At 61.0% G+C, this 24,832-nt stretch carries 18 protein-coding genes; 6 read left to right on the top strand and 12 right to left on the bottom strand.

From position 1 onward, the window contains the following. The first annotated feature begins 63 nt into the window (after nucleotides 1-63). A complete protein-coding gene (locus tag ACYVI2_RS20570; protein WP_415822546.1) occupies nucleotides 64-930 on the top strand; it encodes an ATP-binding protein in 867 nt (288 codons plus the stop codon). Then, entirely contained in the window at nucleotides 923-1,885 is a 963-nt protein-coding gene (locus tag ACYVI2_RS20565) for a Nudix family hydrolase (protein ID WP_415822545.1), read from the top strand. The genes ACYVI2_RS20570 and ACYVI2_RS20565 overlap by 8 nt, the downstream gene beginning before the upstream one ends. A 984-nt stretch (nucleotides 1,886-2,869) precedes the next feature. Here the strand turns inward: ACYVI2_RS20565 and ACYVI2_RS20560 are convergent. The 7 genes from ACYVI2_RS20560 to ACYVI2_RS20530 all read right to left on the bottom strand — a co-directional run bounded on the left by ACYVI2_RS20560 (nucleotide 2,870) and on the right by ACYVI2_RS20530 (nucleotide 14,567). Then, the gene (locus ACYVI2_RS20560; RefSeq protein WP_460490346.1) at nucleotides 2,870-4,366 is read right to left on the bottom strand and encodes an efflux transporter outer membrane subunit; all 1,497 of its coding nucleotides are present in this window, start codon (nucleotides 4,364-4,366) and stop codon (nucleotides 2,870-2,872) included. 41 nt (nucleotides 4,367-4,407) lie between these two features. Beyond that, nucleotides 4,408-7,524, bottom strand: a complete 3,117-nt coding sequence (locus ACYVI2_RS20555; protein WP_415821873.1) for a multidrug efflux RND transporter permease subunit — start codon at nucleotides 7,522-7,524, stop codon at nucleotides 4,408-4,410. Beyond that, nucleotides 7,521-10,697 (bottom strand): efflux RND transporter permease subunit, encoded by a 3,177-nt coding sequence (locus ACYVI2_RS20550; protein ID WP_415821872.1) that lies wholly within the window; start codon nucleotides 10,695-10,697, stop codon nucleotides 7,521-7,523. Before ACYVI2_RS20550 ends, ACYVI2_RS20555 begins: the two co-directional genes overlap by 4 nt. Continuing rightward, the gene (locus ACYVI2_RS20545; RefSeq protein ID WP_415821871.1) at nucleotides 10,694-11,995 is read right to left on the bottom strand and encodes an MdtA/MuxA family multidrug efflux RND transporter periplasmic adaptor subunit; all 1,302 of its coding nucleotides are present in this window, start codon (nucleotides 11,993-11,995) and stop codon (nucleotides 10,694-10,696) included. Before ACYVI2_RS20545 ends, ACYVI2_RS20550 begins: the two co-directional genes overlap by 4 nt. 115 nt (nucleotides 11,996-12,110) lie before the next feature. After that, nucleotides 12,111-12,863 carry a cell division protein ZapD gene (gene zapD, locus ACYVI2_RS20540; RefSeq protein WP_415821870.1) on the bottom strand — a complete coding sequence of 251 codons (753 nt, stop codon included), beginning with the start codon at nucleotides 12,861-12,863 and terminating at the stop codon, nucleotides 12,111-12,113. Nucleotides 12,864-12,904: 41 nt separating this feature from the next. Further along, a complete protein-coding gene (gene coaE, locus ACYVI2_RS20535) occupies nucleotides 12,905-13,552 on the bottom strand; it encodes a dephospho-CoA kinase (protein ID WP_415821869.1) in 648 nt (215 codons plus the stop codon). A gap of 142 nt (nucleotides 13,553-13,694) precedes the next feature. After that, on the bottom strand, nucleotides 13,695-14,567 hold the full coding sequence (locus ACYVI2_RS20530; protein WP_415821868.1) for a prepilin peptidase: 873 nt from the start codon (nucleotides 14,565-14,567) through the stop codon (nucleotides 13,695-13,697). A 179-nt stretch (nucleotides 14,568-14,746) separates the two neighbouring features. On the opposite strand from ACYVI2_RS20530, the gene ACYVI2_RS20525 reads away from it, so the two are divergent. Further along, a complete protein-coding gene (locus tag ACYVI2_RS20525) occupies nucleotides 14,747-15,484 on the top strand; it encodes a copper resistance protein NlpE N-terminal domain-containing protein (protein WP_415821867.1) in 738 nt (245 codons plus the stop codon). Between the two features lie 471 nt (nucleotides 15,485-15,955). After that, nucleotides 15,956-17,992: a PIG-L family deacetylase gene (locus tag ACYVI2_RS20520; protein WP_460490345.1), complete on the top strand. Its 2,037-nt coding sequence runs from the start codon at nucleotides 15,956-15,958 to the stop codon at nucleotides 17,990-17,992. Nucleotides 17,993-18,080: 88 nt separating this feature from the next. Here ACYVI2_RS20520 and ACYVI2_RS20515 read toward each other — a convergent pair whose 3' ends face one another. From ACYVI2_RS20515 to ACYVI2_RS20500, 4 genes are all read right to left on the bottom strand, one after another. Beyond that, nucleotides 18,081-18,314: a LuxR C-terminal-related transcriptional regulator gene (locus ACYVI2_RS20515; RefSeq protein ID WP_415821866.1), complete on the bottom strand. Its 234-nt coding sequence runs from the start codon at nucleotides 18,312-18,314 to the stop codon at nucleotides 18,081-18,083. 186 nt (nucleotides 18,315-18,500) lie between these two features. Then, nucleotides 18,501-19,343, bottom strand: a complete 843-nt coding sequence (gene panC / locus ACYVI2_RS20510; RefSeq protein ID WP_415821865.1) for a pantoate--beta-alanine ligase — start codon at nucleotides 19,341-19,343, stop codon at nucleotides 18,501-18,503. A 33-nt stretch (nucleotides 19,344-19,376) separates the two neighbouring features. Then, nucleotides 19,377-20,264: a segregation and condensation protein A gene (locus ACYVI2_RS20505; RefSeq protein ID WP_415821864.1), complete on the bottom strand. Its 888-nt coding sequence runs from the start codon at nucleotides 20,262-20,264 to the stop codon at nucleotides 19,377-19,379. A gap of 32 nt (nucleotides 20,265-20,296) precedes the next feature. Then, nucleotides 20,297-20,485 carry a DUF3460 family protein gene (locus ACYVI2_RS20500; RefSeq protein WP_415821863.1) on the bottom strand — a complete coding sequence of 63 codons (189 nt, stop codon included), beginning with the start codon at nucleotides 20,483-20,485 and terminating at the stop codon, nucleotides 20,297-20,299. A 165-nt stretch (nucleotides 20,486-20,650) separates the two neighbouring features. Here ACYVI2_RS20500 and ACYVI2_RS20495 point away from each other — a divergent pair, with 165 nt between their 5' ends. Both ACYVI2_RS20495 and glpK read left to right on the top strand, forming a co-directional pair. Next, complete coding sequence (locus tag ACYVI2_RS20495; RefSeq protein WP_415821862.1) at nucleotides 20,651-22,015, top strand: DHA2 family efflux MFS transporter permease subunit; 1,365 nt, start codon at nucleotides 20,651-20,653, stop codon at nucleotides 22,013-22,015. A 132-nt stretch (nucleotides 22,016-22,147) separates the two neighbouring features. Further along, nucleotides 22,148-23,689: a glycerol kinase GlpK gene (glpK, locus tag ACYVI2_RS20490; RefSeq protein WP_415821861.1), complete on the top strand. Its 1,542-nt coding sequence runs from the start codon at nucleotides 22,148-22,150 to the stop codon at nucleotides 23,687-23,689. Nucleotides 23,690-23,706: 17 nt separating this feature from the next. Here glpK and ACYVI2_RS20485 read toward each other — a convergent pair whose 3' ends face one another. Beyond that, nucleotides 23,707-24,735: a Bug family tripartite tricarboxylate transporter substrate binding protein gene (locus ACYVI2_RS20485; RefSeq protein ID WP_415821860.1), complete on the bottom strand. Its 1,029-nt coding sequence runs from the start codon at nucleotides 24,733-24,735 to the stop codon at nucleotides 23,707-23,709. Nucleotides 24,736-24,832: the final 97 nt, after the last annotated feature.

Here is a 24,832-nt window from a genome sequence, read left to right as displayed (position 1 = left end):
CGCTGAGGGCGCCTGATCTCGCGCCCTTGTTGTCTTGTTGTTGTCCCTGCAGGAAATACTGACGTGAGTGCTGCTGATTTTTCCGTTCTGATCGAACGTGCCGAACGCGTGCTGGCCCAACTGGAAGCCTGGCTGCCCGCCGCACCGCCCGAGATTGATTGGTCCGCCCATGCCTACCGCTGGCGCAAGCGCGGCGCCCGCGGCTGGCTGGATGCCGTGCGCCACGTGGCCCGGATCGACATGGCTGATCTGCAGCACATCGAACGCCAAAAAGGCATCATCGATCGCAACACGCGTCAGTTTCTGCAGAAAAAGCCGGCTAATAATGTGCTGATGACCGGCGCGCGCGGCACAGGCAAGAGCTCGCTGGTCAAGGCCATGCTGGCCGCCTATGGTGATCAAGGGCTGCGTTTGATCGAGGTCGACAAATCCGACCTGGGTGACCTGGCCGACATTGTCGAGCTGATCGCGGCGCGTCCTGAACGCTATATCGTGTTTTGCGACGATCTGTCTTTCGAGGAAGGCGAAGCCGGCTACAAGGCCCTGAAATCGGTGCTGGATGGCTCGGTGTCGGCATCGGGCGACAACGTGCTGATCTATGCGACGTCCAACCGGCGTCACCTGATGCCGGAATACATGAGCGAAAACCTGCAGGCCAAACACCAGGCCGATGGCGAGATTCATCCGGGCGAAACCGTCGAGGAAAAAATCTCGCTGTCCGAGCGTTTCGGGCTGTGGCTGTCATTTCATCCGTTCAAGCAGGATGACTATCTGGATATCGTGTACCACTGGCTAAAAGAACTGAACTGCCCCGCAGATCAGATCGAGGCCAGCCGCACGGAGGCGTTGCAATGGGCGCTGGAACGCGGCTCGCGCTCAGGCCGGGTGGCCTATCAATTTGCCCGTGATTGGGTGGCACGCCATGTCTGACGGCATCATCGACGTCGCCGCTGGCCTGATTCTGCGGCCCGACGGCCAGCTCCTGCTGGGGCAACGGCCCGAGGGCAAACCTTGGGCAGGCTGGTGGGAGTTGCCTGGCGGCAAACTGGAGCCGGGCGAAACCGTGCTGCAAGCGTTGGCGCGCGAGCTGCAAGAAGAAATCGGCATCGAGGTCACGCAAGCGGTGCCGTGGGTGACTTATGTGCACGCCTATCCCCACACCACCGTCCGCTTGGCGTTTTGCCAAGTCACGGGCTGGAAAGGCGAGCCGCGCAGTCTGGAAAATCAGCGTCTGGAATGGGTCAATCCCGCCGAGGCGTCGAGTGTCGGCGATCTGCTGCCGGCCACGCTGCCGCCCTTGCGCTGGCTGCAGTTGCCCAACACTTACGGCATCACGTCCATCGGCGGGCGTGCAGGATTGCCCGCATTTCTCGAACGGCTGGAACGTGCCCTGGCGCGTGGCCTGAAGCTCATACAAGTGCGCGAGCCGGATTGGCCGGATGGTCCTGGGGCCACGTCGCTACGCGATGCGGTACAGACCATCGTCAAGCTTTGTCATGCTGCAGGTGCTCGTGTGCTGATCAACAGTGCGCATCCGGCAGCCTGGTGGCGTCAGGCAGACGGCGTGCATTTACGCACGAACGATGCAGCCGCGTTGCATACGCGGCCGGAGTTGCCTGAGGGCGCTTTAGTCGGCGTATCGGCTCACGACAATGCGCAGATCGTGCATGCACGGGAAATGGGTGCGGATTTTGCGGTGCTGGGGGCAGTGTTGGAAACACCTTCGCATCCGGGGCAACCTGGGATGGGATGGGATGGTTTCGTTGCCGGCAATCGGGATGCGGGGCTGCCTGTGTATGCGTTAGGGGGGCAGTCTGGCGATACCCTGGATGAGGCGCGTCGGCATGGGGCGCATGGCATTGCGGGGATTCGGGGGCTGATTTAGCGGGTTTCTTTTGTCGTTTCGTTAGTGGTTATTGGGCTCACAGTGTTGAGTGTCTGGGGGTGTGGGGTCTTAGTGCTATTGGCGTCGATGCGGGGCAGTGGCCGCGTGGGGGCTTCACGTGGCCGGTCCGGCGCCCTGCGCGCCGGACACCGTGTTCGCTCGCTTCGTCCGGCCCCTTCGGGCCTCCCTTCAGCGTCCGCTCCACTCGGCCACGAGGCGCCCCCACGCGGCCACTGCCCCGCATCGACTCGCACTGTCTCTAATTTCCCGCATCGCCGGCACGAACTTCTTGCTTGGCATTTTTCTGCATCAGCCGGGGTAGAGAGAAGGATCTTGCAGGGCTGCGATTTTCGGGGGCCCTGCACCCCCGAAAATCGCATTCGGGATCGGCATGCACAGGCTGTGGCACCGTTGCATGACAAAAGATCTCTCGAGTCACATTGACGTAATGCCACCCATGGCACTCGTTGTAGCGCCATCATGGTGAGCGCAAATCATGTCCGCGGCGATGAACTCTGATCCAGAGCACAGGCATGCTATGGATACCCCGCCAAAAAAAAGTGCCCTACGCATCATCGCCGCATGCATCAAACGCAGCCAAGCAGATCCTCCAACCAGGCACCACGCCACCCCTACCGCATGCCCGGACCGATCGCTTGAGGGGGACGCGCTGGGCGTCCGCCGAAAGCAGCACCGCAAGATCTTTCTCTCTACCAATGCGGCTGCGAAAAAACGCCAAGCAAAAAGATCGTGCCAGCGATGCAGAGAATTCTAATTGCTGCCAGTCGAGCCGAGGCAATCGGCCCGGCCGGGCGCCTCAAAGTCGAGTGGAGCGGACGCTGAAGGTAGGCCCGTAGGGGCCGGACGAAGCGAGCGAACACGGTGTCCGGCGCGCAGGGCGCCGGACCGACTTTGTGAAGCCCGGCCGGGCCGATTGCCTCGGCTCGACGACCAATAGAACTCCACCCTCACGCAAAAACACCCTCACTCCTCAGCAACCACCCCCTCCCATCCCCCACCCAGCGCCGCAATCAACTGCACACTAGCCGTCAACCGATTAGCCATCAACGTCAACGCTGTCCGCTCGCTATTGAGCGCCCCAGCCTCCAACGTAGCCACATCCAGATAGTCAATCGTCCCAGCCTGGTATTGATTCCGAGCCAACTGCAACGATTCCCGCGCCGCTTCCAGTGCCCGATGCTGCACCACCTGCTCTTGTCCCATTACCCGCAATTGGATGAGATAGTTCTCCACCTCTTGCAAGGCGCTCAATACCGTTTGACGATATGCAGCAGCCTGCGCATCGTAGGCTGCGCGGGCCTGTTCCAATTGAGCCTGCCGTGCGCCGCCATCGAACAAGGTCAACGCCAATGCAGGCCCCAGGGACCAGAAACGCGCCGGTGCCGTCAGCCATTGTGCAAACTCACCGCTGCGAAATCCGCCACTGGCGCTTAACGTCAGATCGGGAAACCACGCCGACTGCGCCACGCCGATCTGTGCATTCGCAGCCGCCGTCAAACGTTCAGCCGATGCGACGTCCGGACGGCGTTCCAGCAATTGCGATGGCAATCCCACAGGAATCTGAGGAATCACCTGCGCGAAAGGCTGAGCCGCCAGCGTAAAGCGCGATGGCGCCAAACCGATCAACACCGCGATCGCATGCTCATACTGACCACGTTGCCATTCCAGGTCCACCAACTGTGCGCGCGTACCCTCTAATTGGGCCAATGCCACCGTCACGTCTGATTTGCCGACAACACCTGCGTTATAGAGGTTTTGCGTCAATTTCAACGAGCGCTCATAGGCTGCGACTGTCGACTCCAGCAATCGCTTTTGCTCATCCAGCACGCGCAATTGAAAGTAGTTTTGCGCGAGCGATGACTGCGTACTCAACCGGGTATTCGCCAAATCCGCAAAACTCGCTTGGGCCTCGGCACGGCTGGCTTCGACCTGGCGGCGCACGCGTCCCCAGATGTCGACCTCCCAACTGACCGATGCATTCAGGTCGTATTCATTGCCGGTGCTGCTGGTAGAGCCGCTGCCCGATCCTGATCGGGTCGCGCCGGCACCCGTCCCGACATTAGGGAAAAAGCTGGCACGCGCGCCACGCACCAACGCCTGCGCCTGCCGGTAGTTGGCCTCGGCCTGCACAATGGTCTGATTCGATGCGTTCAACTGGTCCATCAGACCGTCCAGCGTGGCGTCTCCGTAAATCCGCCACCATGCGCCACGTTCGGCAGCGTCCTGCGGTTTCGCCGGCGTCCAGCCGTCCGTTTGGACGGCGTCATTGGGCGGCTGAGCCTGAGCGTCCTTACCCTGCATAGCAGGGCTCGATGGGACAGACACCTGACTCTCGGCTTGCCTATACCCTTCGCCCACGTCAATCTCGGGACGCTGATAATCCGGCCCGACCGCGCACGCAGCCAACAAAGCGCAACACGTCATGGCCGCAGTCAAACGCGGTAAACGTACATCGGCCATTCGACCAGGCCGGAACGATAAAAAAGAAAAAGATGCGCGACTCATTGGCGTTCTACATCAGGTTGCGGGCCTATCGTGCGACGTGCAGCACGGCGGCGAGCCCATAAACGGAAGCGGTCCAGATAAAGATAGACCACAGGCGTGGTGTACAGCGTCAAAATCTGGCTGAGGATCAGACCGCCCACGATCGTCACCCCCAGAGGCTGGCGCATCTCTACACCTGCCCCCGTGGCCAGCAACAACGGCAGCGCCCCGAAAATCGCCGCCATCGTGGTCATCATAATGGGCCGGAACCGGGTCAGGCAGGCCTCGAAAATCGCATCGCGCGGCGACAGATTCAACCTGCGCTCCGCATCCAAGGCGAAGTCGACCATCATGATGGCGTTCTTCTTGACAATGCCGATCAGCAAGAACACTCCTATCAACGCGATGACCGTGAACTCGCTGCCCACCAGCATCAACGCCAACAGCGCCCCGATACCGGCCGACGGAAGCGTCGACAGAATGGTCAAAGGATGCACGAAGCTCTCGTACAAAATCCCAAGCACGATATACATCGTGACCAGTGCGGCCAGAATCAGCCATGGCTGCTGGCTCTGCAAGGCCTGCTGCGCCGCAGCTGTACCGAGGAAACCGGCCTGGATCTGGTCCGAAGGCAGTCCAATACGTGCGACCGCAGCATCGATCGCACGTATTGCCTGGTCTTGCGACACACCCGGCGCGAGGTTGAAAGAGATTTCGTCGGCGGCAAACAAGCCATTATGTTGCACGCTCAATGGTGCGTTGCCCATTTCAAATCGCGCAAAGGCCGCCAATGGCACACGAGACCCGTCGCTCGTAATGACATGCACCTGCTTGAGCGACTCGGCATCCTGGGCAAAGCGCTGATCCACACCCAACACGACGCGGTACTGGTTCAACGGCCCATACATCACCGACACCTGGCGTTGGCTGAACGAGTTGTTCAACACCGCCGAAATATCCGACATATTGATGCCCAGCCGTGTCGCCGCCTCGCGATCAATGATCAAATCGACCTGGCGGCCTTTGTCTTCAACGCTGGAATCCACATCCGTCAGCTCGGGTAACTCGGCCATGGCCTGCCGGACCTTGGGTGTCCACGTGCGCAGCAACGACAGCTCTCCGGCCAGCAGCGTGTAGTCGTACGAACCACTACCCTGCCCGCCGCCCAAAAAGATATCCTGCTGAGGAATCAGGAACACGCGCGCGCCAGCGACGCTCTGCAATTGCCCTCTCAGGCGATTCACGACATCGACTGCACCGGCTTTCCGCTCGTCCTGCGGCTTGAGCTGGATCATCATAAAGCTGCTGTTACTGCCACCGCGGCCGCCCGCGTGAACCGTAATACTCGCCACTGCCGGATCGGCCAGGATGACTTTGCGAAAGTACTCCAGCTTGGGAACCATGGCTTGAAACGAGGTGCCTTGGTCTACGCGAAAAATCCCGATCAATTGCCCCGTATCCTGCTGCGGGAAAAATCCCTTTGGTACGGCGGTATACAGGTACACGTTCAAGCCGATGGTCACTGCCAGCAACACCAGCATCAGACGCCCATGCGTCAACGCCCACGCCAGCGAGCGGCGATAGCCACGCAGCAATGCGTCAAAGAATGACTCGAGCATCCGCCACACACGGCCAGGAGGCTGCTGTTCTAATGCCTGCTGACGCAGCAGCCGTGCGCACATCATGGGCGTCAAGGTCAGTGACACGACCATGGATACCATGACCGATGCCGACAGCGTCACGGCAAATTCGCGAAAAAGCCTGCCAACCACGCCGCCCATCAGCAAGATCGGAATGAAAACCGCCACCAGCGACAGGCTCATCGACAACACCGTAAAGCCTACCTCACGCGATCCACGCAAGGCCGCCCGCAATGGCGACGCACCACGCTCGATATGCCGCATGATGTTTTCAAGCACCACGATGGCATCGTCCACCACAAAGCCGGTCGCCACGATCAACGCCATCAGCGAAATCGTATTCAACGTAAAGCCGCACCAATACATGATGCAGAACGTGCCAATCAACGATACCGGCACTGCCACGCTGGGAATCAGCGCCGCACGCCAATGCCGCAGGAACAGCAGCACCACCAGCATCACCAGGCCGACCGCCACCACCAGCGTGAGTTCAGCCTCGTGCAATGAGGCGCGGATGCTGGGCGTGCGATCCTGTGCAACGGTCAGATCGACATCACCCGGCAAGAGCGCCGCCAACTGCGGCAATTGCGCCCGCACGGCCTCGACCGTCTCGATGATGTTGGCGTCTGCCTGACGCCGCATGATGATCAGAATGGCATTGCGATTGTTGTAGTAGCCCGTCTGGAACAGGTCCTCGACCGAGTCCTCGACGGTCGCGACATCCGACAGCCGGACAGCCGATCCATCGCGCCATGCCACGATCAGGGGTCGATATTGTTCGGCGCGATCGAGTTGATCACTGGCCATGATTTGCCAGTGATACTCGTCGCTTTCGATCATGCCCTTGGGTTTGTTGGCGTTGGCTTCGCTCAGGGCCGTGCGTACCTCGTCCAGCGACACGCCGCGACTGGACAATGCACCAGGAATCAAATTGACGCGCACAGCGGGCAAGGAGCTGCCCCCGACGGTGACTTCGCCGATGCCGTTCACCTGCGCAAGCTTTTGCGCCACGATGGTCGAGGCCAGGTCATACAGTTTGCCCTGGCTCAATGTTTCCGACGTCATGGCCAGCACCATGATGGGCGCCGACGATGGGTTGACCTTGTGATAAGTCGGGTTGCTGCGCATCCCTGTGGGCAGCAACGATCTCGCCGCATTGATGGCGGCCTGTACATCTCGGGCGGCGCCGTCGATATCGCGGCTCAGGTCAAATTGCAGCGTGATGCGCGTAGAGCCCTGCGAATTACGCGAAGTCATTTCGGTAATGCCGGCAATGCTCCCGAGGGAACGCTCTAATGGTGTCGCCACACTGGAGGCCATCGTCTCGGGACTCGCGCCGGGCAAACTGGCCGACACGGAAATGATCGGCAAATCGACTTGAGGCAGCGGCGCGACAGGCAGCAGGCGAAACGCCAGCACGCCTGCCAACACCATCCCCAGGCACAACAGTACGGTGGCGACCGGACGAACGATGAACGGCGCCGACAAAATCATGGCTGCTCCGCCGCGACGCGCGCGCGGCCCCCGCCTCGTCGCGCCAGACGGTCAAACATCAGGTAAATCACCGGCGTGGTGTAGAGCGTCAGGATTTGGCTCAACAAGAGTCCGCCCACCATGACCAGGCCCAATGGCTGGCGCAACTCCGCCCCCGTTCCGGTGGATAGCATCAACGGCAATGCGCCAAACAACGCCGCCAACGTCGTCATCAGAATCGGACGAAAACGCAGCAAGGCGGCCTCGTGTATCGCGGCTCTGGGCGCGAGCCCGCGCTTGCGCTCGGCCTCCAGCGCGAAATCGATCATCATGATCGCGTTTTTCTTGACGATGCCGATCAACAGGATGATGCCGATGATCCCGATCATATCGAGCTGCGTACCGCTGATCATCAAGGCCAGCAAAGCACCCACCGCCGCCGAAGGCAAGGTCGACAGAATCGTGATCGGGTGGATATAGCTCTCATACAGCACGCCCAGCACGATGTACATCGTGACAACCGCTGCCAGGATCAACCATAGCGTGCTCGACAACGAGTTCTGGAATGCCAGCGCCGCCCCTTGAAAACGCGTCTCGATGCCTGCCGGCATGCCGATTTCTGCCTCTGCTGCAGTAATCGCCTCGACCGCGCCCGATAGCGATGCGCCCGGCGCCAGATTGAACGACAACGTCGTCATCGGGAACTGATCCAGCCGGCTGATCGCCAGCATGGTGTGCCCCTCTGAGATGTGCGCCACCGTGGACAGGGGGACTTGTGTACCCGATTCGGATGTCAGGTAAACCTGATTCAATGATTCAGGCGATTTGCTGAATTGAGGCAAGACCTCCAGCACCACACGATACTGATTGGACTGAGTAAAGATGGTCGAGATCAGCCGCTGGCCAAAGGCGTTGTACAGCGCCTCGTCGATCGCTGATGTGGTGATCCCCAAACGCGCCGCCGCATCGCGATCGATATCGACCCAAGTCTGCAACCCGTCGTTTTGCAGATCGTGGGTCACGTCCGTCACCTCCGGCAGCGCAGACAGGCGATCGACCAATTTTGGGGCCCATTCGGCCAACACGTCAATGTCCGGATTGGACAGCGTCATCTGGTATTGCGTGCGGCTGACGCGATCCTCGATGGTCAGATCCTGCACCGGCTGCATATATACCGTCAGCGGCGGTTGCGTCGTCGTGGTGGCCTGGAGCGCTGGCGCAGCCCCTGACACATCGCGGCCAGAGGCGGCCGTTCCTGGTGATCCAAAATGGTCTTTCAAGGCGTCCTGCAACCGCTCGCTGATGGTAGCCAGATCGGCATCACGCTCCTTGTTCGGTTTCAGCGCAATCTGTATGCGGCCGCTGTTCAGCGTGGCGTTCGTGCCGTCCACACCGATGAACGACGACACGGACTCGACGTCTGGATCCTGCAGGATGATTTGTGCGGCCTCTTGCTGGCGTTTTGCCATCGCCGCAAACGAGATCGAAGCCGGCGCCTGAGTGATCGCCTGAATCATGCCGCTGTCTTGCTGCGGAAAGAAACCCTTGGGGATCGCGATATACAGCAGCACAGTGAACGCGAATGTCCCCAACGCCACCAGCAGTGTCAGCGGCTGATGGCGCAGCACCCATTGCAACGAACGATCATAGCCGGCAATGCATCTATCGATAAACGCTCCCGTCGTCCGGTGAAAGCGTCCATAGCGATGCTCCGATTCCGGGCGCAACAAGCGTGCGCACATCATGGGCGTCAACGTCAGCGACACCACCAGTGAGATCAATATCGCCACTGCCAAGGTAATGGCAAACTCGCGAAACAGCCTGCCTACCACCTCGGTCATGAACAGCAGAGGGATCAGTACGGCGATCAACGAAAAGGTCAGCGACACCAGCGTAAAGCCGATTTGCGCGGCGCCTTTTAACGCGGCTTGCATCGGCGTTTCGCCGTCCTCCAGGTGACGGGCGATGTTTTCGATCATGACGATGGCATCGTCCACCACAAACCCGGTCGCGATCGTCAACGCCATCAGGGTCAGGTTGTTGATACTGAAGCCCGCCAGATACATGATGCAGAAGGTGCCCACCAACGACAGCGGCACCACCACGCTCGGGATCACCGTGGCGGTCAAGCTCCGTAAAAAGACAAAGGTCACCATCACGACCAGAGCCACCGCCAGCAACAACTCGAACTGCACATCGGCCACGGACTCACGGATCGTCTGCGTCCGATCGGAAACCACACTGAGGTCCAGCGTAGCGGGCATCGATGCCTGCAACTGCGGCATCATGGCGCGAATCTGGTCCACCACATCAATGACATTGGCGCCGGGCTGCCGCTGCACATTCAATAGAATCGCAGGATTGCCGCCTGCCCAGGCCGCTTGGCGAACGTCCTCGGCGCCTTGCACGGCGGTCGCGATATCGGACAGGCGCAGCGGCGCATTATTGCGATAGGCAATGATCAGATCGTTGTACTCGGTGGGAGACTTCAACTGATCATTAGCGTCGATCGTCGTCGAGCGCTCGGGCCCATCCAGATTCCCTTTAGGCTGATTGACGTTGGCCCCCACCACAGCCGTGCGCAAATCCCCCAATGACATGCCGGTCGAGGCCAACGCAATGGGATTGACCTGAATACGCACAGCAGGCCGCTGGCCTCCGGCCACACTGACCAGCCCCACACCCGGCACCTGCGAGAGTTTTTGCGCCATCCGGGTATCGACCAGATCACGCACCTGCGGCAGCGGCATGGTCGGAGAGCTGATGGCCAGCGTCATGACAGGCGCATCGGCCGGATTGACCTTGTTATATACGGGAGGCACCGGCAAATCGCTGGGCAGCAGATTTGACGCGGCATTGATTGCCGCCTGCACTTCTTGCTCGGCCACATCCAGCGCCAGGTCCAGGCTGAATTGCAGCGTAATCACCGATGCGCCGCCCGAGCTGGTCGACGACATCTGATTCAGGCCAGGCATCTGGCCAAATTGGCGCTCCAGAGGCGAGGTCACCAACGAGGTCATCACATCCGGGCTCGCCCCCGGATACAGAGTCACCACCTGAATCGTGGGGTAGTCGACCTCGGGCAGCGCCGACACCGGCAGCAAACGATAGGAAATAAAGCCGGCAATCAGGATTGCCACCATCGATAAGGTGGTGGCAACCGGCCTCAGGATGAACAGGCGAGAGAGACTCACGGCGTCTTCGTTGCAGGTTGGCCTTGAGCGGGGCGCCCTGATGGCCCTGTGCCCATGGCCTCACCCGGTGTTGCGGGAATGGGCGCGGTGCCCGTCACGATGCTTACCTTCGCTCCCGTGCGCAATCGATCGGTACCCTCAACGACTACACGATCTCCGGGCACCAGGCCTTGATTGACGCCGACACGGTCGCCATTGATAGGCCCCAATTGCACTTGCCGGACTTCGACGGTCTTGTCCTCACGCATCAGGAACACAAAAGGCCCTGCCGACCCTTGCTGCACGGCGGCGGTGGGAATCACCGTCGCATCGTCACGTGTTTGCACCAGCAACCGCACATTGACGAATTGATTGGGAAACAACAGATCGTCCTTGTTATCGAAACGCGCCTTGAGCTTCACGGTACCCGTGGTGATGTCTATCTGATTGTCGACGGTTTCCAATTGCCCCGTGGCAATCACTTTTTCATCGGCACGATCATAGGCCTGTACTTGCAACGTATGGCCCTGTCGAACCTGCGCCAGTACCTCTGGCAATTGCGTTTCAGGCAACGAAAACACGACCGCGATGGGCTCTGTTTGCGTGATCACGACCAACCCGTCGGTGTCCCCAGTCGACACCAGGTTGCCCGGATCGACCTTGCGCAGGCCCAAACGGCCACTGATGGGCGCGGTGATCCGGGTATAGCTCAATTGCAGCTGAGCATTGTCGACAGCAGCCTGGTCGACTTTCTGTGTGCCTTCGTACTGGCGGACCAGTGCCGCTTGCGTATCGAGTTGCTGGCGTGCGATGGAGTCTTGTTTGAACAAGGTCTGATACCGCTGCAAGTCACGCCGAGCATTCGCTAATAACGCCAGGTTCTGTTGCTGCTGGCCCTGGGCCTGCGCTAATGCCACCTCGTAGGAACGTGGATCGATCTGCGCCAGCAAATCCCCCGCCTTGACGCGTTGGCCCTCGTTGAAATTTACCCGGATCAATTCCCCGTCGACACGGCTGCGCACGGTCACGGTGTTATACGCGGTCACCGTGCCCAGAGCACGCAGCACGATGTCGATATTCTGAGTCGATGCTGAGGCGACACGTACAGGCGTTTCAGCCATCGCGCCGGCCCCCATGCCGCGCATTGCCCCGCCTGCCCCGCGCCCATTGCCGCTACCGCGCTGCGCAGCGGGGGTCGATGCCGTCGGCTCGGCGGGCTTGTAAAAGACCCACCACACGACTACAGCGGCGACTGCCAGCAGGATGATGACAACCCATAGGGTCTTGCGGCGAGGCGTGGCAGATCGGCTTTCAGGCATAAGAGGTCAAGACGGACTTCGGGAGCCGATATTGTCCCCTAAGTCAGTGGAATTGCCATATCCACAAAACCGAACTGAAATACGCCGCAACAGATATCAGAGCCGCCTGGAAACGCTAGGCACTGCAAAGCGACATCTGAAACTCGATGTCTTTTGCCACTTGCTGGGGTTTGGCATCACCGTCCTGAGACGAGAAGCGGATCCAGATCATGTACTTATTGGCGCTGATTTCCGGGAAAACACCGCGGGTCGGGTCCACCCAGACGCGTAACAGTTGGAATAGCTTGCCCGCGAGCATTTGCTGATAACCGCCCTGCTCGGCCACGATATCGGTCCGGCGGCCAGACTCTCGCAGTAAACGCAGCGCCATGGCAACCGCATCGTATAAAGGCCGCAGAGGGGAGATCCAGGCTTGCAGATCTGCGACACGGTCTGCTTCGGATTTGTGTTGCCACGCATGATAGGACGGCATATCGACCTGGGTGGCGCCTCCGGGAACGGCCAGCCGGCCGCGCAGGCTGATCAACCATTCGTTTTCGCGCAAAGGCTGGCCCGCACGCCCTTGGCCCGCCAATGCGCTGACGGTACGCTCCATGTCGCCCAGCATGGCTTCCAGGGCATCCTGCGCGACACCGGGGTGATCACGCAATGCGACCAGCGCCATGCGCTGGCGTTCGAGGTCTTGGAGGACGGAGGTCTTGACGTCGGCCCGTTCGGTGGCATCCAGGATGTCGAACAAGGTCGAGACAGCAATCTGATGATGATGGGGGTCGCCTTCGCCGGCGAAAAAGAAAAGCCTATCGAATAGATATTCCAGCCGAAGGTAGGCTCGGATGCGTTCGTTAAATGGATATTCGAAAAGAATCACGCTTGCTACAGGCCTGTTGGTGATCGGCCTCATGGGCCGGATTATTCAGGGAAGCCGTCCACACCACTACGATGCGGCCGGCGCGATGCCGCCGCCATGTGGCACCAGCGGTCATGCAGAGCCTTTGCCCGCGCGCGCAACTGTTCGGCAGTGGTCGCACCATCGTTCACGATGACATCGTCCGCTGCCGCCAGCCGGGTAGCCCGCGCGGCCTGTGCTGCCATGATACGCTGGATAGACTCTGGCGTCAGCCCGCTGCGTGCCTGCACCCGGGCAACCTGGGTTTCCGGATCGCAATCGACGACGCAAATGCGGTCGACCCGGTCGCGCCAACGCCCGGACTCTACCAATAACGGCACGACGTACACGAGATACACGCCCTGGGCTTGTGCAGCGGCACGCTCGGTATGCAGGCCGATGAGCGGATGCAGTATGCCCTCCAGCCGCGCACGGGACTGCGGTTCGCGAAACACCAGGTCCCGCATCCAGGCGCGATCCAGCGCCCCCTCAGCGGTAGCGGCCTCGGCCCCGAACGCCTCAATGATAGCGGGCATCGCCTCTCCGCCCAGTGCGGTCAGGGTATGGGCGATGGCATCGGTATCGACCAACGCTGCCCCCCATTCGGCCAACATATCTGCCACCCGCGTCTTGCCGGACCCGATCCCGCCGGTCAAGCCGATTTTGTACATACCAAGTCATCCAGAGAGTCTTGTTCGTTACCAGATGCCCCTCAAGGAGCGAGGAACCCGTATGTTCCTGAACAGGATACGCCGCCGGGATATTTGGCCGCAATGGCTACGCTGATACGCGATAACCTTGCCGCGATCCGGCTTAGAACCAAGCAGGACGCCCTGCCACCGCAAACAACGCGACCACCCCTGCCAGCGCCAGGTAGGGACCGAAAGGCAAAGCCTGGCCCCGCTGAGCATGGCCGGTGACGCGCAGGCAGCCAGCCGCCAGCACCCCGGTCAGCGACGCCACCAACAATAACGAGGGTAGCGCCGCCAATCCAAACCATGCCCCTAATGCCGCCAGCAGCTTGAAATCGCCATAACCCATGCCCTCGCGCCCAGTTAGCAAACGAAACATGTGAAACAGCAGCCACAAGAAAACATAGCCCACCGCCGCCCCCAACACCGCCAAGGGTAGAGGCGCCAAGGCGTCATTGAGATTGATCAACAACCCGGCCCACACCAGGGGTAAAGTGATTGCGTCGGGCAGCAGGCTGGTTTGCAGATCGATCCAGGACAGCACCACCAGCGCCGCACACAACCCCATGGCACATAGGGCGATCGGCGTGGGTCCGAAACGCCACGCGCACAAACCGAATAGCAACGCGGTCAATATTTCGGTCAACGGATAACGCCAGCCAATATTGCGCCGGCAAGACTGGCAGCGCCCCCGTGCGAGGGTCCAGCCCACGAGCGGTACGCGGCGCCAACCTCGCACCGGCGCCGCACAGAACGGACAGTGCCAACCTGGCCGCCACAAGCTATAGGAAGAACGTGCGGGCGCCGCATCGGAACCATCCGAGAGACTGTCCTGCTGCCCTTGCTGGGATTCCTGGACCTGCTGCAGCCAGTCGTGCTCCATCATGCGCGGCAACCGATGCCCCACTACCGTCAGCCAGCTGCCGACCAGCAGGCCCAATATAGTGGCCAGAGCGACAGCCCAGGCAGGATCAATAGCAAAGGTGTGCCACATAGCAATCAGAACACGGCCGCGAGGGCTCACCAGGAAAGGCGCCATTATTCCGGCATGCGTGAAATTGTTCAAACGGACCGTGACCATTGGGGCACACGCGGTCGATCACCCGGCCGTATCGGAGGCGCACATAAATGCGTAGAATTCGGGACATACTCACTATTTATGCTGCGCCCGCCATGTCCGATTCCGCGCCTGTTCCGTTTCGCCGAAATTCCCTGATTCTGATCGCGACCGTCTTGGCAGGTGCCACGATGGCCGCCGGCTGCGCGCAGCAGCGCTCTGAGGGGTACTACAACCCGCCCCGAGAGAGCACGGTCACAGATGCGCAATACCAAGGCCAGGGGGCCGGTTACCTCCCGCTGGTGCAGGCCCCCTCGCAACTGCAGATCCAGTTGAAAGCCCCGCCTCCGGGCCAGCCTCGCAAGCCCGCCCCGACCGAGGAACAAGCAGCGCAACAAGCCGCCGTCGCCGACGCACAGGCAGAGGCCGCCGCCACGGCTGCGGGCAGCACCTCGGTAGCCGCTCATGCACTCGTGCCCCAGGCTCAGACCTATATGGGTACCCTGCCGTGCATGTCTCCTTCGGCGCAATGCGCTGCCCAGCGCGTCACGCTGACCTTGGCCCCCAACGGCCGTTGGCGCAGCCGCTCGGCCTATCTGGATAATGCAGGCAACCAGGGCACGCCTTCTGCCGAACAAGGCTGCTGGGATGCAACTTCGGAGCGTCCGCCTAGAGTGTTCCTAGCTGATGCTTCCGGCAATCAGCGCGTGGAATTTGTCGTCGCAGCCAATAACGTGCTGCGCGTCAGATCGGTATTGGGCGTCACTCCCAATCTGAACTACAGTTTGACGCGCCAGCCGGACTTGGACCCCATCGACGAACTGTCGCAACAGGCCGCGCCCAAGTGCCCCTGATACCCCTGCATCGGGGTCGGACAGCGGGGATTTCCTCCGCCCTGCTGTCTCACCCATTGCTCCGAGAAACCTCGTCATTCATGCCGGGGAGGTAACGGGCGCAGCCGTAAGGCTGCAAGATTGGTCTGATTTGAGTTGGTGCCTGGATAGATATCCAGTTTTCTGGCTTGGCTTGGATAGTATCTCGGGCATGCAAAACCATTAGCCGCCGGGCTGGCGGTGTTAGCCCATGGAGAAACGGTAAGACCTGAGTGCATGAGTGATGATGTACAACGGCTCGGTTCTGTGAAGTGGGAATCCCTTTCCTTTAGGGAAGGGAGCAGTCAAAGCAACACCCAATAGCGCAACGGCGGGCAACCGGCTACACTCGCCGCGCACCCTCTTCCTGTGTCGCTGGCGCATCGTGTGACAGGAGGGCGCGGCATACGATGCCTGCCCTTCGGCATCGGGTTATCGGCTGCCGGCTCCTTCATGCATTCCATCTTCGTCAGCGCTGCCCGCGCCATGCGCCTCGTGTCGCCATGGCTGGCCGGGTTTGCGATATTTTCCCAGGCATATGCCGCCCCCGAACTCATCTCGCCCCCTCCTGCCTCGCTGAGCGAATGTCACGGCGTTAAAGACCTGACGTTTGTCGCTCACCTGGACGACGACTTGCTGTTCATGAACCCCGATATCGCGTCGAACATTCAGGCGGGAGCCTGCGTGCAAGTGGTGTATCTGACCGCGAGCGATGCCGGTGAAGGCGAAGGCTATATGTTGGGCCGCGAGCGCGGCGTGCGCGCCGCCTATGCCTACATGGCCAAGCAGCCGGACCTGTGGAAAGAAGACATGGTGCAAGTCGGCACCTACCATATCGCGCGCTTTACCCTGCAAGGCAACCCGCATGTGCAGTTGTGGCACATGCGTCTGAAAGACCCCTGGCTGGGCAAAGGCTGGGGCAGCCTGACGCCGTTGAGCCGCATGGAGTCCGTCGCCAACATGACTGCGGACACGTTGGGCCACTATCACGATGTCTACACGCGCGATGAGTTGGTACGCACACTGGCCGACATCATCAACGGATACAACCCGACCACGGTACGACACCTGGATGACACCATTGCCGTGCCCTATACCCAGTTATGCTGGCGTTGTGCGGGTCACGGGCACCCCGATCATATTGCCAGCGCCCGGCTGGTCCGCGACGCGATTGCCCAAGCCCCCGGCAACTATGCAGAAACAGGTTATATCGACTATCCCAGCCAGGAGCACGAGGCCAATCTGGCCGACGCCGAAGCCACCATCAAATCCGAGATCTTCCGGCGCTATGCCTGGGATGATTACCACTATTGCTCCGGACAGCAGGGATGCCAGGAGCCGGCCGGCCCTGCGGCAGCGTGGGTGAAACGCTCATACTATGTGTCGCGCCACGACGTGGCGCCCGACCTGTTTTCAGACTCCCAAGGGGGACTGATGTTATTTGCCGCCGGTGAAAACAACGATGCCGTCAATATGTGGGATGGCCGCAATCATCGTTGGAATACGCTGGGTGGCCGCACCGCCGGTCCGCTCGTGTCCTTTGCCTATCCGGACTCGACGGCGGGGCTCTTTGCCCGCGATACCTTGGGCGGGCTGTGGGTCAACAAACAAAACCCCGACGGATCCTGGAAAGGCTGGCAGGCCATGGCAGGCCTGCGAGTGACCCGCTCTCCCGCCGTTGCCCCCAATGGCGACGCGGCCGCAATCGCCATGGGCAACGATGGCCTGTATTACTGGACGGCCCTCAAAGGCCTGGATAGCGGATGGTCTGCGTGGCAGGCTTTGCCTGCCCTGCCTCATGCACGGGGTAACGCCGCCATTGCCAAGACGCCCGACAATCGTTTCGTCGCCTTTGCGGCCGATCGAGCAGGCCATGTGTACATGAGCGCTCAACGCCATGCGCAGTCCGTGAGCTGGAGCCCCTGGCAACGCGTATCCTCGCCTGTCAGCGACGGCGGATTGGCCGCCATACGCAATAGCCACGGGCAGGTCGAACTGTACTTGCGTGATCGGCATAGTCGCCACCTGGTGCGCATCATCCAGTCTCCTCCGCAGGCTGCCGATGCCACCGATACCGCAGATATCCGCCGGGCTGCGATCACTGATCTGGGCGTCAGCTACGTGGGCAAACCCGCTATCGGCCTGGACCATGACGGCGAAGTCCTGGTCGCCGTGCTGGAACGCCCGGATGGGCCGCTCTGGCTGATTGACGACGGACAGGCCACCCAACTGGAGGCCAAAGCTGCCTCGCTGCCGGCTATGCGCTCACTGCACGGAACCCTCTATGTCGTGGCCCGCAGTGCCGGGCGCGTACAGTCGTACCAGGTGATGGCGCGCAACCGTGATGGCATTTGGGCGACAGCGACGGCCATTGACGCCTTGCCCGACGCTGGCGGCGGACCCTTTGTCGGTATGGCGGCAAACGAATCCGGCATGCTGGCAACGTCTGGTGTCAATACGATAGCCACCCGGGCCGCCACGGTGCATTAATCAATGGGAGGTACGGCGATCAATGCGCCGCTACCCATGACCGCAGCCAGCAGCCGGATAGCGCGCGATCGGCACAGCAAGCCTGACCTCATCGACGGCAGCCGCCATGACGGCACAAGCTGCATGCCAGTTCCACCGTATTACGTACGCCCAGTTTACGGAAAATGCGTGCACGGTGCGCCTCGGCCGTACGCAATGAAATACCTAACTCAATCGCGACGACCTTGTTGGGCCGTCCCGTCGCCAGATACGAGGCGACTTCGCATTCGCGAGGGGTCAATAAACGAGCCGCGGTAATAGGCAGCTCAGGGGAATTCGGCATCTGTCTCTCTCTTGTGCATCGCAATATTGCAAGAGAGTCTGCCAGGGCATACGCAGTTCCAACAACTGTCAGTCCTGACAGGCGGACAAAATGCTCACACTACCCAGGCGCGCCAGATACCAGTCCGGTGGCGACCGCGGAGGCGGGCGCGGGCAAGCCGCGCGGTCGACAGCCGCCGCCTCGGACTTACAGTTCCAGGTTGTCGATCAGACGCGTCGATCCCAGTTTGGCCGCGGCCAGCGCTACCAGCGGCTCGCTCGCCGCAATCTCGGCCAGCTCAGGACGTTGCAGATCGCGCTGGCGGCGTACTGCCAGGTAATCAACCTGCCAGCCGCGCCCGGCCAAGGCCTGCATCGCCTCACGCTCAACCACGGACAAATCATGTTCGCCGGCAGCGATCCGCTGTTTGATGCTTTGCAACGCCGCGTACAGCGCAGGCGCCTCGGCGCGATCCTCGGCCGACAGATAGCGGTTGCGTGAAGACAAGGCCAAGCCGTCGTCGGCGCGAACCGTCTCATGCGCCACGATGTCTACGGGCAACTGGAATTGCCGGCACATCTGACGCACGATCATCAATTGTTGGTAATCTTTTTTGCCAAACACCGCCACGCGCGGCTGCACGCAAGACAGCAGCTTCAGGACGACTGTGCTGACGCCGCCAAAAAATCCGGGGCGGAACTCTCCCTCGAGAATATCGCCCAGGTCATCGGGCGGCTGCACACGATAGCTTTGCGGCTCGGGATACATCTCGCGCTCGTCGGGCGCAAACAGCACATACACGTCACGCTCGCGTTCGAGTTTCTCGATGTCATCGCGCAGCGTGCGAGGATATCGATCGAAATCTTCGTTGGGGCCGAATTGCAGACGATTCACGAAAATACTGGCCACCACCGGATCGCCGTGCTGGCGCGCCAATTTCATCAGGGCCAGGTGACCCTCGTGCAAATTGCCCATGGTGGGTACAAACGACACGCGGTTCTGCCCGCGCAAATGGTCACGCAATTCCTGAATCGTGTGAACGACTTTCAAAAGATTCTCCGAAGACGAGGGCCCGCCGCGCGCTCACGCGGCGGCGGCAACGCTGGTATAGGCCAGGCGCACGTATATGGGCGCATAGGGCTCGGCCTGAGTGATATCCAGAAGCGATTCGCGTGCCAGTTCCAGCATGGCGATAAAGTGCACCACCACCACGGCGACAGGAGCGCCTTCGAGGATGCGCTCCATGAAGAGCTCGCCGAATTCCATGAACCGCACGTCGTTCAGACGGCGCAGGATGTGCGTCATATGATCGCGCACCGAGAGCTGTTCGCGAGTGATGTGATGGTGTTGATTGAGCTTGGCGCGCTTGAGAATATCGGCCCATGCCGCACGCAGGTCATCGAGATTGACCTCGGGCTGCATGCGCTCGAAACTGATATCCGCTACGGCTTGAGCGCTTTTGAAGTCCCGGCCCAATTGGGGCATGGCATCGAGCTTCTGGGCGGCCAATTTCATTTGCTCGTATTCGAGCAGGCGCCGCACCAACTCGGCCCGCGGATCCTCGGGCTCTTCGCCGGTGTCGGTCTTTTTGACCGGCAGCAACATGCGTGACTTGATCTCGATCAGCATGGCCGCCATCAACAGGTATTCGGCCGCCAGTTCGAGGTTGTGCACCCGAATCTGCTCGACATAAGACAAGTACTGACGCGTGACATCCGCCATGGGAATGTCGAGCACGTTGAAGTTCTGCTTGCGGATCAGATACAGCAGCAGGTCGAGCGGCCCCTCGAAAGTCTCGAGAAAGACTTCCAGCGCATCCGGTGGGATGTACAGATCGGTGGGCAGCTGAAACAGCGGCTCGCCGTACAGACGCGCGAACGCGACGGTATCGACGACATCAGGCGTGCTGTCTACCGGGGGTTCCACCAGAGCGGCCAGTGCATCGCCGGAAACCGGCGGTTTGGAGGGCATCAGAGCGCGTTACGAGCGTCGCCGACTGAGCATCAGTCGGCTTGGTACACATAAGGCCTTTGCGGCACGCGAGCGGCGCGAAAGCCTTCGAGGAGCTCGGGATTCTGCGGCTTGTCCCAGAGACGGGCACGCCCTTCGAGCTGGCGCTGCTCGACATCGGGGTGCGATGCCTTGTAGTCCTTGAGGAAAAGCGTGATTTCGGATTCGTAGTTCTTGGCCATGACACCAGCATCAACAGGTTACGGATAACCCAAGTTTACTTCAGCCCGGCCAAAACTCGGCGTTACAATCGACAGGCCCCCGAACCTCTCGCCGACATGCCCTCCGAATCCGCCAGTACTGCCTCGCCACCCAATTCCGCCCAGGACACGACTCGTGCAGCCCGAATGATCCCGTTTATCGTGGGATGCGCGCTGTTCATGCAGATGCTCGACTCCACCGTCGTGGCGACCGCGCTGCCGGCGATGGCGCAGGCGCTGGGATCGACGGCAGTACGGCTCAATGTGGCGATCACTTCCTATCTATTGGCCGTGGCGGTATTTGTGCCCATCAGCGGCTGGGCCGCCGATCGTTACGGCGCCCGGCGCGTATTCATGGCGGCCATCGCCCTGTTCACCCTCAGCTCTGTGGCCTGCGCACTCTCTCAAAACCTGATCCACCTGGTGCTGGCCCGGATCGCCCAGGGCATTGCCGGGGCGATGATGGTGCCGGTCGGCCGCATCATCCTGCTGCGCGTGGTACCCAAGCACGACCTGCTCAAGGCCATGTCGTTCCTGTCCATCCCTGCCTTGCTAGGGCCTGTCATCGGGCCGCCGCTGGGGGGGTTTATGGTCACGTACATGTCGTGGCACTGGATCTTCCTGATCAATATTCCGATCGGGGCGATCGGGATCATGCTGGTTCGACGTTATGTCCCCGAAATCCGCGAAGCGTCGGTGCCCGGGCTGGATTGGCTGGGTTTTCTGCTGAGCGCCGTCTGTCTGGCCACCCTGGTCAGCGCCTTTGAGGCGTTGGGGCATAGCCTGATTCCGCCTACAGCCGTCCTCGGCCTGGCCGCCGTCGGACTGATCTGCGGGTGGCTCTATGTGCAACACGCCAAACGCGCCGAACACCCCATTCTGGACCTGACGCTGATGCGTGAGCCGACCTTTGCGATTTCGGTGCTGGGCGGCAATCTTTGCCGGTTCGCCGTAGGTGCGATGCCATTTTTATTGGCGGTCCAGTTGCAGGTGGGTTTCAACATGACGCCCTTTGCCGCCGGTCTGATTACCTTTGCCAGCGCGGCCGGCGCCCTGCTGATGAAGTTCGTCGCTACGCCTATCGTGCAGCATTTCGGTTTTCGCCGTGTGCTGACGATCAATGCCGTGTTGACCGGCGTGTTCATCATTGCTTGTGCGGCGTTTACACCCACGACCCCGGTCTGGCTGATGATCGCTATTTTGCTGGCAGGCGGCTTTTTCCGGTCGCTGCAGTTCACCGCCGTCAACACCCTGACCTATGCCGACATGTCGCCTGAACGCATGAGCCGTGCCAGCAGTTTCGCAGCGATGGCGCAGCAACTGGGCATCAGCCTGGGCGTCGGCGTGGCGGCTGTCACGCTGAATCTCAGCATCGCCGCGCGCGGCGCTGACAAAGTCGCGATCGGCGACGTCATGATTGCCTTTGTGGTCATCGGCGTCCTGTGCTCGGCCGCCACGTTCTCGTTTCAGCGCTTATCAAGAACCGCGGGAGCGCAGCTACAGCAAGCGTAAAGCGCCAGTAAGGGCCCGGCTACGGCCGCGGGCGCTGACTACCCCTTGTTCGCAACGTCGGTCATACTTGCGGATATAGGCAAACCAAGAACAGCACCCTACGAGACAACGCATTCCCGAGGCCCGAGCAATATGACCAAATCGTTCATCCTGGCCCTGGACCAGGGCACCACCAGTTCACGTGCCATTGTGTTCGACCGCCAAGGCACGGCCCGCGGCCTGGGTCAGCGCGAATTCCGGCAGCACTACCCGCAACCCGGCTGGGTGGAGCACGATGCCAACGAAATCTGGCAAAGCCAGTTGGAGGTCGCCCGTATCGCGCTGCGCAATGCTGGCGCCACGGCGGCCGACGTCGCGGCGATCGGCATCACCAACCAGCGCGAAACCACATTGATCTGGGATCGTGCCACCGGCCAACCACTGGCCCATGCATTGGTCTGGCAAGACCGCCGTACCGCCCCCCTGTGCGATCAACTGCGCGCGCAGGGCCACGACAAGTTGCTGCAGGAACGCACGGGGCTGGTGCTGGACGCGTATTTTTCCGGCACCAAGCTGGCATGGTTACTGGATAACGTCCCCGGCGCACGCGCGGCCGCACAACGGGGCGAAGTCGCTTTTGGCACGATAGACAGCTGGCTGATCTGGCATCTGACTGGCGGCGCCGTACACAGCACAGACCCCAGCAATGCCTCGCGCACTCTGTTATTCGACATTCATACGCAAGACTGGAGCGACGAGATCCTGGCCTTGCTCGACATTCCGCGCAGCGTCCTGCCATCGATCGCCCCCAGCAGCGCCGTGATCGGTCATGCGCTGCCTGACTGGTTCGGTGGCCCCATTCCCATTGCCGGCGTCGCGGGCGACCAACAGGCGGCGACCTTTGGCCAGGCGTGCTTCAAGCCAGGCATGGCCAAAAACACCTATGGCACGGGATGTTTCATGCTGATGAATGTCGGCGATAAACCCGTGGTGTCGCACAACAATCTACTGTCGACCATAGGCTGGGGGTTGCCTGGCGAACAGCACGGATCGAATGCCTCCACGCCCTCTGCCGGGACGCCCACTTACATGCTGGAGGGCGGAGTCTTCATGGCAGGTGCTGCCGTGCAATGGCTGCGGGACGGACTGAAGATCATTCAACGCTCCGACCAGATCGAGGCCTTGGCAGCCAGCGTAGCCGACACGGACGATGTTTTCCTGGTTCCCGCCTTTGCGGGCTTGGGGGCCCCCGACTGGGATCCTTATGCTCGTGGCACGCTGGTCGGGCTGACCCGCGGTACGACACACGCTCACGTCGCACGGGCCACACTGGAAGCCATCGCACTGCAAAGTGCCGAGTTGATGACCTGCATGAAGGCCGACAGCAACATTGAATTGTCTGAACTGCGTGTGGACGGCGGCGCGGCGCGCAACGATCTATTAATGCAAATGCAGGCCGATCTGCTGGGTGTCGCGGTCGTCAGGCCGCGCGTGTCGGAATCCACCGCACGCGGCGCAGCGGGGCTGGCAGGGCTGGCCGTCGGTTTTTGGTCAGGGCTGGACGAATTTGCCAGTCAGTGGGAAGCCGAACACCGCTTTGAACCGCAGTGGAGCGCAGATCGGCGCGCCGCAAGACTGGCGCGATGGCGCCAGGCGGTAGAACACGCCAAAGGCTGGGCACGCCCAGGCAACTGAATGCCCGGGCGACGCGCTTAATTCAGGCTGGCGCCGGAAAGTTTGACGATTTCCTGGTACTTGGCCTTTTCTTTCTTCACAAATTCCGCAAAAGCCTCAGCCGTCATGGGCTGAGCCTCAGAACCCATGGCGAGCAGGCGTTCGCGGATATCCGGTTGGCGCAGGGCATCGGCGTAGGCCTTATTCAGCTTTGCCACCACATCGGGCGGCGTGCCGCCAGTAGTAAAGACACCGAACCAGGTCCCCAGGTCAAACCCTTTGACGCCAGCCTCGTCCATCGTAGGAACGTCTGGCAAAAGCGAAGAACGCTGCAGGGTCGTGACGGCCAGGGCTTTGACCTTGCCGTCCTTGATCATGGGGGCCGAGGCCGCCAGATTGTCGAACATGAAATCCGACTGCCCAGCCAGCAGCGCCAGTTGAGCAGGCGACGCCCCTTGATAGGGAACATGTACCGCCTGGACGCCGGCGCGTGCCTTGAGCAACTCTCCTGCCAGATGGCCAGCGCTGCCGTTGCCGCCTGAACCGTAGTTCAAGCGATCAGGGTTTTTCTTGGCGTAATCGATCAGGTCAGCCAGCGTATTGATGTGGTTGGCCTTGGCGAAATCGACATTCATCACCAGGACATTCGGCACCGCGGCCACGATGGTGACCGGCGCAAAATCCTTGATGGGGTCGTACGGCAAATTGGCGAACAGCCAAGGATTGATGGCATGCGTCGCCACGGCGCCCATGACCAAGGTATAGCCGTCTGGCGCGGCCTTGGCGACCAGATCGGCGCCAATGTTACCGCCCGCACCGGCGCGGTTTTCCACGATGACGGGCTGCCCCAGCGAAGCGCGGACTTTCTCGGCCAGCAAACGGGCTGAAGAATCCAACGGCCCGCCGGGCGGATAAGGCACGATAAAGCGCAAGGGCTTGGTGGGGAAATCGGTGCTTTGTGCAACGGCCGGCGCAACGCTGGCCAGGCCAGTCACGACAGCGGCGGCCCCGAGCACCAGCGTGCGGCGCACTGTCGAAATAAGTGAATGCGATGGTGATTGGAACATGGCGTTGTCTCCACGGCATGGGTTTTTGTAAGGCCCGCAGCATACTCCATGCGATCTCAGGCCGCCAGGCGAATCGAGCAAAGAATGACACGCGGTC

The organism is Bordetella tumbae, assembly GCF_054780995.1.
This window is presented reverse-complemented; position numbering and strand designations above follow the sequence as displayed.